We start from the raw sequence: 14,008 nt of genomic DNA, 5'->3' as shown, positions 1-14,008 counted from the left end.
ATTCAGTTTTCGTAAACTCAACCGAGATAAACTGGACATGAGGTTTTATACAGACAAGAATGATTGCACTATATCTATCTAAATAAAAATTAAATAAGAAAACTTAAATATGAATGCAGTCGTAATTGCTGTCACCTTAATGCTTGCATTAAGTCTCATGCGTGTGAATGTTGTTATTGCACTAACGGTTAGCGCCTTGGTAGCGGGTTTAGTTGGTGGACTTGATATTCATCAAACAATAGGAGCCTTTAATGACGGCTTAGGAGGCGGAGCGCAAATCGCCTTGAGTTATGCTTTGCTAGGGGCTTTTGCTGCCGCGTTATCGCATTCTGGTTTAACGACCCTTATTTCGCATAATATTATTAAAAAAGTAGGTAAAGAGCCTAACAGCACCAATACTTTGGTCGTTCGTTGGTTATTACTTGCCTCAATTTTATTAATGGCGATTAGCTCGCAAAATATTTTGCCGATTCATATTGCCTTTATCCCGATCCTTATCCCGCCGCTACTTCATGTGCTTAGTAAACTGCAAATTGATAGACGACTTGTCGCTTGTATTATCACATTTGGTTTAGTGACGACCTATATGATTCTACCAATTGGTTTTGGTGGCATATTTTTAAATGACATACTATTAGCCAATTTAAACAATAATGGCCTAGAAGCCGTAAAAGAACAGATCCCTGCAGCTATGCTACTGCCGGCACTCGGAATGATTGCTGGTTTATTGACTGCGGTATTCATCACTTATCGAAAACCAAGAATATACGAAGTAAAAGATATTACTGTTGAGCAAGAAGAAATCAGTATTAATAAGAAAACCATTTTAATATCGTTAGTAGCGATAGTTGCAACACTGGTTGTGCAACTCCAAACTGACTCAATGATTTTCGGTGCCTTAACAGGTTTTATCATTTTTCGTTTCTCTGGAATTATCAAACCTGACGTTAGACAAGACATGTTTAATCAAGGTGTGCTAATGATGGCCAACATTGGTTTTATTATGATTGCAGCTGCAGGCTTTGCTGCAGTCGTAAAATCAACGGGTGAAGTGAGCACTCTTGTAGCTTCGCTTGGTGACATTATTGGAGATAATAAAGCATTAGCTGCATTATTGATGTTAGTAGTAGGCTTGTTAATTACTATGGGTATTGGTTCTTCATTCTCAACCATCCCTATCATCGCCACGATTTATGTGCCACTAGCATTAACATTTGGATTTTCTGTTGCTGCCACGATTGCATTAGTTGGCACTGCTGCCGCATTGGGAGATGCGGGTTCACCAGCTTCAGACTCTACATTAGGCCCTACCGCTGGCTTAAATGCGGATGGCCAACACGATCATATTCGTGACAGTGTTATTCCGACGTTTATTCACTACAACATTCCCTTAATCGCCTTTGGCTGGATTGCTGCAATGGTATTGTAGTAGATAAAATATAAATACAAAAAAGGGAGCCAATGGCTCCCTTTTTACAACACATCAAATGACTCTTTGATTATTTAGTACCGAAAATCTTATCTCCAGCATCACCTAAACCAGGTAAAATGTAACCTTGTTCATTCAAACAATCATCAATAGATGCAGTAAATAACTCAATATCTGGATGCGCAGCTTCTAATGCTTTAATCCCTTCTGGCGCAGCAACCAATACAAGTGCTTTAATCGAAACACAACCACGTTTCTTAAGTAAATCGATAGTAGCAATCATCGAGCCGCCTGTTGCAAGCATCGGGTCAACAACAATCGCAACACGCTCATCTACATTACTAACAAGTTTATCAAAGTAAGGAACCGGCTCTAACGTCTCTTCATCGCGGTAAATCCCTACCACAGAGATTTTGGCACTGGGCATATGCTCTAGCACGCCGTCCATCATGCCAAGTCCAGCTCGTAGAATTGGCACAACCGTGACCTTTTTACCTTTAATTTGTTCTATCTCAACAGGGCCATTCCAACCATTAATCGTAACTGTTTCAGTTTCAAAATCCGCAGTAGCTTCGTAAGTTAATAAACTACCCACTTCCGTTGCCAGTTCACGAAAACGTTTAGTACTAATGTCAGCTTCGCGCATTAAACCCACTTTGTGACGAATTAACGGATGTTTTACTTCAACGACTTTCATTTTGCACTCCTAGTGATGAGATATTTTTTGCAAATTGTTCAAATCTTAGTTTATTTATCCTCGATATAAAACATAAAGTTTCATAATTGCAAACAATCTCACGCTAACCAGCTAAAACCATTACAGAAAACTGTTTTCATAAACGTATAAATCCAAATGATGACTTTCGACGGCATTCACAAGCTGATAGAATACCGCCGCATAAAATCCCATAAAACGATGTACCCTAGAGGATCCTCCGTGAGCACTCCTACACCACTTAGTTACAAAGACGCTGGCGTTGATATCGATGCTGGTAATGCATTAGTAGACAACATTAAAACTGCGGTTAAACGCACTCATCGTCCTGAAGTCATGGGCAATTTAGGCGGTTTTGGCGCATTATGCGAACTACCGACTAAATACAAGCACCCTGTACTGGTTTCCGGCACTGATGGTGTTGGTACTAAATTACGTTTAGCGATTGATTATAAAAAGCATGACACTGTTGGTGTTGATTTAGTTGCTATGTGTGTCAATGATTTAATCGTATCTGGTGCAGAGCCTTTATTCTTCCTCGATTACTACGCTACAGGTAAGCTCGACGTTGAAACAGCGACTTCTGTTGTCAATGGTATTGCTGAAGGTTGTCATCAATCTGGTTGTGCGTTAATTGGTGGTGAAACGGCTGAAATGCCAGGCATGTACGAAGGCGAAGACTACGACTTAGCAGGTTTTTGTGTTGGTGTTGCTGAAAAAGAAGCAATCATCGATGGTACAAAAGTACAATCTGGCGATGCACTTATTGCACTAGGTTCAACAGGGCCTCATTCAAATGGCTACTCGTTAATACGTAAAGTATTAGAAGTGAGCAAAGCCGATCCGCAGCAAGATCTAGCCGGTAAGCCACTTATCGAGCACTTATTAGAACCAACTAAAATCTATGTTAAGCCATTACTGAAATTGCTTGAGCAAACTGAAGTTCATGCAATGGCACACATTACTGGTGGTGGTTTCTGGGAAAATATCCCACGCGTATTGCCAGATGACTGCAAAGCCGTCGTTAAAGGTGACTCATGGCAATGGCCTGTCGTTTTTGACTGGTTAATGGAAAACGGCAACATTGAACAATTTGAAATGTACCGTACCTTTAACTGTGGTGTGGGTATGATTATCGCTCTTCCTGCAGAAAAAGTTGAATCAGCTTTAGCGTTACTTAAAGCAGAAGGCGAAAATGCTTGGTTAATCGGTGAAATTGCTAATCGTCAAGGTGACGAAGAGCAAGTGGAGATTAATTAAATGTCTGAATGCTGTCGCGTTCTTGTTCTTATTTCAGGCAATGGAAGTAACTTACAAGCCATCATTGATGGTTGTGATGATAACGTCAATGCTGAAGTCGTCGGTGTTATTAGTAATAAAGCCGATGCTTACGGTTTAGTTCGAGCTCACCATAGTGAAATTGATACTAGTTGCGTTATAGCCCGTAAAGATGAATCGCGTCAGCAATATGACTTGCGCTTACAAACTGTTATTGAGCGCTATCAGCCTGACTTAATTGTACTTGCTGGTTTCATGCGGATCTTATCAGATGAGTTTGTTAGCCAGTATTTAGGTAAAATGATTAATATCCATCCTTCATTATTGCCTAAATATGCTGGTTTACATACGCATCAAAGAGCGATTGATGCGAAAGATACTGAGCACGGCGCGAGTGTTCACTTTGTGATACCAGAACTTGATGCTGGCCCTGTGATATTACAAGCTAAGGTACCTGTATATGATGAAGATACTGTTGAAACATTATCTAGTCGAGTACATGAACAAGAACATGCCATTTATCCGTTAGTCGTTAAATGGTTTAGCTTAAAGCGGTTAACAATGCATGATAACTGCGCTTTCCTTGATGGTGAGAAAATTGGCCTTCATGGATACGCGCCTGATTAACCCTGTATTTGCATCAAGATGCCATAAAAAAATCTCGCTATTGCGAGATTTTTTTATGGCAAATATCATTACCTCACAGGCAACTCCATTCCCGCGAACATCTCATCAATTAATTGCTGATCTCTCAATGCTACTGCTTTTTCAACAACATCTCGGGTTAAATGAGGCGCGAAGTTATACATAAAGTCATACATGTAGCTTCGTAAAAAACTCCCACGTCTAAAACCTATTTTAGTCGTACTATGGGCAAATAGGTGTCTGGCATCAATAGCAACTAAATCTTTATCTATCACGGGATCAATCGCCATAGAAGCAATCACCCCTACGCCTAAGCCAAGCCTCACATAGGTTTTTAATACATCAGCACTGGTGGCACTGAATACGACTCTTGGCTCTAGTTCAGCTCGTTTAAACGACTTTTCAATCTCAGAGGCTTTATCGAAACCAAACACATAAGTGACTAAAGGAAACTCTGCTAAATCTTCTATTGAAAGTGTTTTACGATTAGCCAAAGGATGATCACGCGTTACTACAATCGAACGATTCCAATGATAGCAAGGCAACATAATTAAATCTGAGTATAAATGCATTGCTTCGGTCGCAATGGCGAAATCCGCATCACCTCTTGCTGCCTGCTCACTGATCTGAGATGGCGTGCCTTGATGCATGTGGAGATTAACTTTTGGGTAGCGCTTAATGAAAGGTTTAATCACTTGCGGAAGCGCGTAACGGGCTTGAGTATCAGTTGTCGCAATGTTGAGCTCACCTTGATTCGGTTGTGTGTACTCTTCAGAAACCTTTTTGATACTCTCGACTTTTCCTAGGATATCATTTGAGATATCAATCACTAGCTGCCCAGCAGGTGTGACGTGGGTTAAATGTTTACCACTACGTCCGAATATCTGAATACCAAGTTCATCTTCTAACATACGAACTTGTTTGCTTATCCCAGGTTGCGAGGTATAAAGGTCTTCAGCTGTCGCTGATACATTTAAATTATGCTTCACCACTTCTGCGATATATCTTAATTGCTGTAACTTCATAATACGACCTTCACTCTGATCTGAGACTAAACAACATTGATACAAACCAACACACTGTTATAGCTAAATGTTATAGTCCATCTGGTTTATTAATGCAAATAGTAATAACGAGATTGAGAATTTTGCATGTTCTCAGCCTGTAATGTTACCCTTGCTCACAGAGTCGACACATCTCGCAATTATCAACAGATTGAATGACTTTTTGTACGACACAAGCGATGACATGCGCTAAGATATAATCAATTAATTAAATAAAAGTGGTAACCAGCCACTCTGCTTTCACACAATTGAACGGAAACCATATGACCTTTACTTTGGTATTGATCCTTCTAGGCGCACTATTTATCCTCATTATCGGGATTAGCGTCATTCAGCAACAAAAAGAACGCGCTGAAGCTGAACGAAGAATGGAGCTTAAACGCCAACGTGCCATTATTGATGAAACAGAAACCGTATTATCAAATACTGGGCTCGCTTCTTTTCCTAGCAGTGTAATCCTTGTTCTCTATAAACGTATTAATGAAGCCTTAGAAGTCTCGCTAACACATCTGGAAAATCAGCCGCAACAACTTGACTATCAGCGTCGTCTATCTGATATTCAAGCTCAAATAACCACATTAAGTGCTAGCCCTTCTCAAGCGCTGGCAATTGAAAATTTCCGTCTGCCTGATAATGACAAACAAATTTTAGAATTGGTGCAGATGCTGAAAAAATTAAAAGCGATTGTGAGAGCTGAAAATAACAAAGGTAAACTTGAACCTCAGGTATTTACTGATGCAGAGAACCGAATAGACAGCTATCAGCTTCGCATTAATGTCGAATCAATGCTATCAAGAGCAAGAGCTTCTAATTCGCTAAAGCAATTTGGCTCTTCAAAACAAATGGTTTCTAAAGCGCTGGCAACCCTACAAGCGATTAAAGCCAAAACACCAAACGACCCATTCATTAGTCGTAAAGTGGATGAAGCAAAAGAGCTATTAGAAGAAATAAATTCGCAGCAAAAACAAGTCACTCCAGAAACGGTCAATACACCTAAGAATGACGAAGATGATATTGATATGTTATTCCAGCCAAAGAAAAAATGGTAAGTAGTTGGTGAGATAACAAAGTAGTTGGTGAGATAATAAATCCGCCGCCCCCTATTTAAAGCCTCGCCAGGGGCTTTTTTTATATCTGTGTGTTATTAATACTAACCACTTCGTTAATATAGAGTGACTCACAACATACCCTATTACCAAGCCTACCTCCCCCTCATTTAAAACTAAGCCTAGTTGACTTAAAAACGATGAAATAAATGATTTTCAAGGCTTTAATATATTCTTCTAAGCGGGAACAAATCTCCTTGAATTAAGGTATTCATTTTATATTCAATCATAAGCTGTGATTGCTGCTCACAAAAAAATGGAACCCGAAGGTTCCATTTATATAAAAGCGATTGAAACAAGCTGAGCGATTAACGCCTTAGCTATGAAGCTTTTTTCTTGACTGCTTTTTTAACTGGCTTTTTCTTGGTAGATTCACTCACCCACTTGCCACCGATAAACTTAGATGTCCATCCAGTCGCTTTGCCATCCACTTCAGTAGCAACGTATTGCTCTTTCGTTTTGCGGCTAAACTTAACGGCAGCTTTATTACCGTCATCATCAGTAACTGGCGCATCAGCCAAAAACTGATACTTAGGCCAAAGTTGTTCACGATAGCGAACCAACTCTTCAACTAATGGCGCACGTGTTTCCCGAGATTTAGGGAAAGTACTTGCCGCAAGGAAAATACCAGCAGCACCATCACGTAAAACAAAGTGCGCATCTGATTTAGTACATTTTAAATCAGGTAAGAAGATAGGGTCTTCTTTTGGTGGCGCCGCTTCACCACTTTTCAGCAGTTTACGGGTATTCTTACACTCGGTATTTGTACAACCAAAATACTTACCAAATCGGCCGTTTTTAAGTTCCATATCATTGCCGCATTTATCGCACTCAATGATCGGCCCTTCATAGCCTTTAATTTTGAATTGTCCCGCTTCGATTTCATAACCGTCACACGTTGGGTTATTACCACAGACATGCAATTTACGGCCTTCGTCAATTAAATAGCTGTCCATCGCTGTGCCACATTTACCACAGCGATGTTTAGCGCGTAATGCATCCGTTTCAGCATCTTCATTATCGCTAACGGCTTCTTCACCAGGTGTTAAATTCATGGTGGTTTTACAGCGCTCTTTTGGCGGTAAAGCATAGCCTGAACAACCTAGGAATACACCTGTTGTACCAGTTCGAATTCCCATAGGACGACCACAAGTTGGACACTTAATATCTTCAGCAAGTACCATCTCATTAAGGCGCATACCGCCTTCTTCAGGATCGAGTTCAGCTTGTTTAAGCTGTTTAGTTAATTCAGCATAAAACCCATCAAGCACTTTTTTCCACTCTAACTTACCTTGGGCAACATCATCGAGCGTTTGCTCCATGCTGGCGGTAAAATCAAAGTTCATGATGTCACTGAAGCTTTCGACTAAACGGTCGCTAACAATTTCACCCATTTTTTCAGCAAAGAAGCGACGGTTTTCAACTTTAACGTAACCACGATCTTGAATGGTAGAAATAATCGTCGCATAAGTCGATGGACGACCAATGCCTCGTTTTTCAAGTTCTTTTACTAATGATGCTTCACTAAAGCGTGCAGGCGGCTTTGTGAAGTGTTGTTTAGGCAATAAGTCCTTAAGATCTAATACATCCCCTTTAGCAACTACTGGTAACGTATTATCTTCTTCGTTCTTTTACCCATTGGCGGTTGCACTTTTGTCCAACCATCAAATCTCAATGTACGACCACTAGCTTTTAACTCGTAATCACCCGCTGTGACCGTTAAACGAGTTGCATCATATTTAGCTGGAGTCATCTGACATGCTACGAATTGGCGCCAAATAAGCTCATAAAGACGCTGAGCGTCTCTTTCCATATCTGTTAAGGATGCAGACTGAACTATTACATTAGACGGTCTGATAGCCTCATGCGCCTCTTGAGCGCCTTCTTTACTACCATAACGAATAGGTTGTTCAGGTAAATACTTGTTGCCGTAATCATTGGCAATCATATCTCGTACACCATCAACCGCTTCTTTACTCAAGTTCGTTGAGTCGGTACGCATATAAGTAATATGACCAGCTTCATATAATCGCTGTGCCATCATCATGGTCTTTTTAACACCAAAACCAAGACGAGTACTCGCGGCTTGCTGTAATGTCGACGTTATATACGGCGCAGATGGTTTGCTTGACGTGGCTTTGTCATCACGACCTGTAACAACAAACTTAGCACCTTTTAGCGCATCCAAAGCAACTTGCGCTTGCGCTTCATTGATTGGACTAAAAGCGGCCGACTGGAATTTAGCCACTTGCATTTTAAGCTTCTGAGCTTGAGATGTTGCTAAATCCGCATGCACATCCCAAAACTCTTCAGGAACAAATGCTTTAATCTCGCCTTCACGTTCAACGACTAATCGAACAGCTACCGATTGAACTCGACCAGCTGACAAACCACGAGCCACTTTTTTCCAAAGTAGCGGGGAGACCATAAAGCCTACAACACGATCGAGGAAACGACGTGCTTGTTGGGCATTAACCATATTGGTGTCAAGAGCAGAAGGTTCACTGAATGCATCTTGAATCGCTGATTTAGTAATCTCGTTAAAAACAACACGTTGGTAACGAGACTCATCGCCACCAATGATTTCTTGTAAGTGCCATGCAATCGCCTCTCCCTCTCTATCCAAATCGGTTGCGAGATAGATATGGTCAGCTTTTTCTGCAAGGGCTTTTAATTCTTTAACGACTTTTTCTTTGCCAGGCAAAATTTGATATTTGGCGTCCCAGCCTTTTTCAGGGTTAATCCCCATACGAGCCACTAGCGCACGTTTATCACGTTGCTGCTTATATTTGGCTTTTTCTTCAGGCGACATTTTCCTGACTTCAGCTGGCGTTTTAGTTGCCACTTTGCTGTCAGGCGATGATGATGTAGGCAAATCACGGATGTGACCTACACTCGATTTAACGATAAATTCTTTACCAAGGTATTTATTAATAGTCTTGGCTTTGGCCGGCGATTCGACAATAACTAGCGATTTACCCATAGTTTTATTTGCGCCAAAAAGTCTCTGATAGATATAAATTGGTTCCATATATAGAGTGTTGAGACGAATGTTTCAAGTAAATAACTCTAATATGTGTCCAGCGAGCCATTTTTTAATCAATTATAAAAAAGGAGAAAAAATAATATTGCGTTAATAAAAAGTAATATTTCATTATTTAGGGTCTAGCAAGTAAAACTTGTGCATGTTTAGTCACTTTTTCATTTTTTGAGACAATTGTCACTGCTTGTTAACCCCTATTTCATCAGTATACTGGCAATATTCTTGCTGTAGCTATCAGCAAATCACGCGATAATTACAATAATAAATATTTTAAGGATAATAAATGAAGCACTACGAAGCGAACTTTGACGGACTAGTCGGACCAACGCACAACTATGCAGGTTTATCTTTTGGTAATGTAGCCTCTTATAGTAACGCAGCGCAAGCATCAGATCCTAAGGCAGCGGCAAAACAAGGCTTATTAAAAGCTAAATCATTAGCTGATTTAGGTATGGTGCAAGGTGTTTTAGCACCTCAAGAACGTCCTGATATCTATTCGCTTCGACGCATGGGATTCTCTGGCTCTGATGCAGAAGTGCTAAATCAAGCAGCTAAGCAAGCACCTGCATTACTCAACGCATGTTGCAGTGCATCTTCTATGTGGACAGCAAATGCCGCAACTGTTTCACCTAGTGCCGACACCCGAGACGGTAAAGTGCATTTTACTCCAGCAAATCTCGTTGATAAGCTTCATCGCAGCATTGAACCTGTTACAACAGGTAATATTCTAAAAGAAACTTTTAAAGATGAACGTTTTTTTAAGCATCATCAACATTTACCTGAGCACGCAAGCTTCGGTGACGAAGGAGCTGCAAACCATACTCGTCTGTGTAATGATTACGGTCATTCAGGGGTTGAGTTATTTGTATATGGCCAAGAGTCCACAAATTCTAATGCGGTTAAACCTGTTAAATTCCCAGCAAGACAAACACTTGAAGCATCACAAGCGGTAGCTCGCCTGCATCAACTAGATGAAGAAAGTTGTGTATTCATGCAGCAAAACCCTCACGTTATTGACCAAGGTGTTTTTCATAATGATGTGATTTCAGTAGGCAACCAAAATGTTCTTTTTTACCATGAACAAGCATTTTTAAATACTGATGTTAAGTTTGATGAAATACGTAAAAAAATGAATACTGATGTTCATTTCGTAAAAGTTTCAACTGAACAAGTATCTATAAATGATGCCGTAAAAAGTTATTTATTTAACACGCAAATTATTACCTTACCAAATGGCGAAATGGCAATTATTGCCCCAACCAATTGCCAAGAAAACCCAGCAGTATTTGCTTACCTAAATGAATTAGTTACCTTAGGAACCCCAATTAAACAAGTACAGTATTATGATGTGAAGCAAAGCATGCAAAATGGCGGCGGCCCAGCTTGTCTTCGATTACGTGTTGCAATGAGTGAGTTAGAAATATCTGCCGTCAATCAAAACACATTAATGAATGATGCATTATTTAATAAGTTAAATAACTGGGTAGAGAAACATTATCGTGACCGTCTAGAAGTTAAAGATTTGGCGGATCCTCAGCTTATTATAGAATCTCGTACCGCATTAGATGAATTAACTCAGATATTAAAACTTGGCAGTGTTTATCAGTTCCAAAGATAATACATAGTTTGAATAATGACATAAAAAAATGCCGCTCAATGAGCGGCATTTTTTTAACTAGTGCTTGCTAAATAATATTGATTGGTATCGAAATAACCTCAGTAACAGTTCCTAAAGGTGTTTCAACTGTAACGCTGAATGTTCCGCTATTAGGCTCATCTTCACCTTTTAATGATACAGAGAACGAACGGCCACCATTATAGTTAGAGCTAGGCCAAGTATATTCGGTCGTACTTGTTACGGAACCAGCTGAAGCAGCAAACTTGACTGTTGAACCTGCTGGAAGCTGCTGGTTATGGATGTCTGACAAAGTAAAGTGAACACTTGCTGCACCTTTTCCTATTATTTGAATAGGGAAGCTAACTAATGAACCATCAGCATCATAATAAGCAGATACATGTTCTCTGATAACTTTAATAGGATTACCATCTTCGTCTTCACCCATTATTTCGTCTTCAATTTCGACTTCAGTAGGCAAAGTAGCGATAGCTTCACTGCCAGACATAACAATCACTATACTGCGTCTAACAAAAAGAGACTTAGAGTTACTGACACCATCTGCACAGCCGGCATGAACAGGATCTGAACATAATACGCCATTATATAAGCCATCAGCCGTATCAAAAAGAGTATTAACATTGAAGTCAATCAACTCTTCAAGCGCACCACCATCAAGGCCTTTCATTGCATCTTCAGCCTGTGGATTAAATACGGTATCTTCATTGTAATCATTAAATGCATCATCTAAATCAAATTTTTCACCAGTTACATCTGTACCAGTTAAAAACTCATTCATTTCGTCAGCATCAAAGCGACCATTACCATTTAAATCAGGAAAAGACTCTTCGCCAATAGCGGTAGCGGTAATTGTTGCGCGGCCGCCATAAGGTTGACCATAATAGTTTCCGTAAACAATATTGTCTTCTTCACAAGTCGCATCTTCTGACTTATCTGTCAATTTATAACACTTTAACTTTGCTTGAGGACTACGTATCTGTTCTCCCAAAGCATTAAAGAAACTATTTCCTTCAGGCCTTGGCAGCTGTGATGTCCAAGTTACTGAACAAGCTCCGTTTATAGTCTGACAAGCATCTTCTATTGAACCACCTTCCGTAGTAAATGAAACCGTCGTTCCATCTGGCACTGGGTTGTTAAAAGCATCTGCCATACGAGCTGTCACTTCTACTTCAGTTCCTTCATGATTCCAACCTTCTGCATTACGAATAGTTGAAGATAATGAAAAACTGTCTTGATCTGGTATCCCTGTTGAGATAATCAGTTGCTTAGACTGACTTGAAATAGCTGGAACAGCCCCGTTATCAACTGTAGCTGTTACACGAACAGAAGTAGATACTGTACCTGTAGTTACAACAGTCTGCACAATGCCTTCATTATTTGTAGTTGCAGTTATTGGGTCAATCGATATTCCACCCACAACAGTATTTAAAGAGAAATCTACTGCCTGGTTGGCAACGACATTACTGTTTTTGTCTAATACTTGGAATTTAACAACTGAAGACTCAATACCGCCAGTTCCAAGAATACCGATATTTTCAGGTTCTGCCGAAACGAATACGATACTACCAATATCCGATTGAAGAACATTAATCGTCGCAACAGCAGATAAGCTTATACCGCCTGCATTTGCGGTTACATTAATTTGATCTTCACCTACACAGCCTTGCGCAAGGTATGTTGACGTCGCCATACCGTTAGAGGAAGAAACTGGTGTACTTAATTGTGCTTGAGCAGGATTACTTGTAGCGCAAGTCGATGAAAAGTTAACATCAATAGGTTGATTAAAAGGATTTCCATCTTCATCTTGAATAAGAACACTAACTGTTGCTGTTCCACCTGCAGATAAATCAGTAGTACTAACTTCTGCAACACCTTCTTCAAATGGCGAGCCACTACCCATTTCTACATTTGTCGCACCGACAACAACGATGACTTCACCTTTTTCACCTGATGCTAAAGATGCAGTTACAGTACCTGCTCCCAATGAGCTTCCTGCATAAATGTCTACAGATGCTTTACCTTCTTCATTAGTGACAGCAGATGTAATTGGTAAATCGCCTATTTCAGAAGAAAAAGAAACAATTGTCGGCTTATTAATACCTGTTACAGTTGCCACTAATACACCAGGAACTAGAGTACTAATAGTATCGACTTCATCACCATTAGAATTAAATAACTGTAAGGTAACTAAAGCACCACCTCCTGCTTCACCACCGTCACCTACCATGGTAAATGCAGCACTATCAGTCTCACCTGATTCAATAGTCGCAGATACTGAGCCCGAACCTGCAATCTCAGCTGAAAACAACTTAATTGTAGCAATACCATCAGCATTAGTAACAGCTGTAGCTGTTGTTACATCAAAGCTACCTAAATTTGCGTCGTTCAATGCAAATGTAACTAATTCACCCTCGAGTGCACCAGTTAGTGAATTTGAAACTAACGCAGTTAAAGTCGACCCTTCAATAGCTGAAATAACATTAGTAGACAAAGACAATTCAACAGTCGTGACATTTGCTCCTCCACCACCATTACCATCCCCTTTCATCGTTATCGCTAACGCATTAGAGTCCCCATCTGCTGTAGAAGCAACGACACTACCCGATCCTGCAATATTTGCTGAAAAAATGGAGATAGTAGCAACACCATCAGAGTTAGTTACAGCTGTCGCTGTTTCGTTACTAAATGTCCCTAAGTCTGTATTGTTTAATACAAAGCTGACCAATGTCCCAGAGACTGCGCCTTGAGTTGAACTTGTCACGGTTGCAGTTAAAACTGCACCAGTTGTTGCATCAACTTCAGCTCCATCTGCCACAGATGATGTTAATTCTACACTGATGACTTCAACAGGATCTGTTCCCCCGCCGCCATCATCTGAAATACTTCCCCCACCACTACAAGCAAAAAGAAAAATCGAACTTAAAAGCGCTAAAAATAGTCTTTGTGCTGACCTCATTGTCAGTCTCCCTGTTACATTAAAATCGTACTTATGATTTATAATAGTTACTTACCGGTCGATATTACATAAAAATATCGTAACTTTCTTGTTACTCTAATGTTTTCTTCGGCATTTTTCCTTAAAAACTTTAACT

8 protein-coding genes and 1 pseudogene are annotated in these 14,008 nt (G+C 40.1%); 5 read left to right on the top strand and 4 right to left on the bottom strand.

Annotation, left to right across the window (positions count from 1 at the left end; genetic code table 11):
• Window positions 1-109 precede the first annotated feature (109 nt).
• Window positions 110-1,429, top strand: coding sequence for a Na+/H+ antiporter family protein (locus ACGEDC_RS16975; RefSeq protein WP_394494639.1), 1,320 nt, complete (start codon window positions 110-112; stop codon window positions 1,427-1,429).
• Between the two features lie 70 nt (window positions 1,430-1,499).
• On the opposite strand, the gene upp is transcribed toward ACGEDC_RS16975, so the two are convergent.
• Complete coding sequence (gene upp / locus ACGEDC_RS16970; protein WP_055023801.1) at window positions 1,500-2,126, bottom strand: uracil phosphoribosyltransferase; 627 nt, start codon at window positions 2,124-2,126, stop codon at window positions 1,500-1,502.
• Between the two features lie 240 nt (window positions 2,127-2,366).
• Here upp and purM point away from each other — a divergent pair, with 240 nt between their 5' ends.
• Together purM and purN are read left to right on the top strand one after the other, a co-directional pair.
• Window positions 2,367-3,404 (top strand): phosphoribosylformylglycinamidine cyclo-ligase, encoded by a 1,038-nt coding sequence (purM, locus tag ACGEDC_RS16965; RefSeq protein WP_055023802.1) that lies wholly within the window; start codon window positions 2,367-2,369, stop codon window positions 3,402-3,404.
• Window positions 3,405-4,049: a phosphoribosylglycinamide formyltransferase gene (purN, locus tag ACGEDC_RS16960; protein WP_055023803.1), complete on the top strand. Its 645-nt coding sequence runs from the start codon at window positions 3,405-3,407 to the stop codon at window positions 4,047-4,049. It begins immediately after the preceding gene.
• Window positions 4,050-4,117: 68 nt separating this feature from the next.
• On the opposite strand, the gene cysB is transcribed toward purN, so the two are convergent.
• Window positions 4,118-5,092 carry an HTH-type transcriptional regulator CysB gene (cysB, locus tag ACGEDC_RS16955; RefSeq protein WP_055023804.1) on the bottom strand — a complete coding sequence of 325 codons (975 nt, stop codon included), beginning with the start codon at window positions 5,090-5,092 and terminating at the stop codon, window positions 4,118-4,120.
• 302 nt (window positions 5,093-5,394) lie between these two features.
• Here cysB and ACGEDC_RS16950 point away from each other — a divergent pair, with 302 nt between their 5' ends.
• Entirely contained in the window at window positions 5,395-6,180 is a 786-nt protein-coding gene (locus ACGEDC_RS16950; protein ID WP_055023805.1) for a hypothetical protein, read from the top strand.
• 377 nt (window positions 6,181-6,557) lie between these two features.
• Here ACGEDC_RS16950 and topA read toward each other — a convergent pair.
• Window positions 6,558-9,220: pseudogene (gene topA / locus ACGEDC_RS16945) on the bottom strand (type I DNA topoisomerase).
• Between the two features lie 343 nt (window positions 9,221-9,563).
• Here topA and astB point away from each other — a divergent pair.
• Window positions 9,564-10,898, top strand: coding sequence for an N-succinylarginine dihydrolase (gene astB / locus ACGEDC_RS16940; protein ID WP_394494634.1), 1,335 nt, complete (start codon window positions 9,564-9,566; stop codon window positions 10,896-10,898).
• A 67-nt stretch (window positions 10,899-10,965) separates the two neighbouring features.
• Here astB and ACGEDC_RS16935 read toward each other — a convergent pair whose 3' ends face one another.
• The gene (locus tag ACGEDC_RS16935; protein WP_394494632.1) at window positions 10,966-13,872 is read right to left on the bottom strand and encodes a hypothetical protein; all 2,907 of its coding nucleotides are present in this window, start codon (window positions 13,870-13,872) and stop codon (window positions 10,966-10,968) included.
• Window positions 13,873-14,008 lie beyond the last annotated feature (136 nt).

The organism is Shewanella sp. ENK2, from assembly GCF_043568515.1.
Classification (GTDB): domain Bacteria; phylum Pseudomonadota; class Gammaproteobacteria; order Enterobacterales; family Shewanellaceae; genus Shewanella; species Shewanella japonica.
The sequence above is the reverse complement of the archived record's forward strand: the minus strand, read 5'-3'. Positions and strand labels throughout refer to the sequence as shown.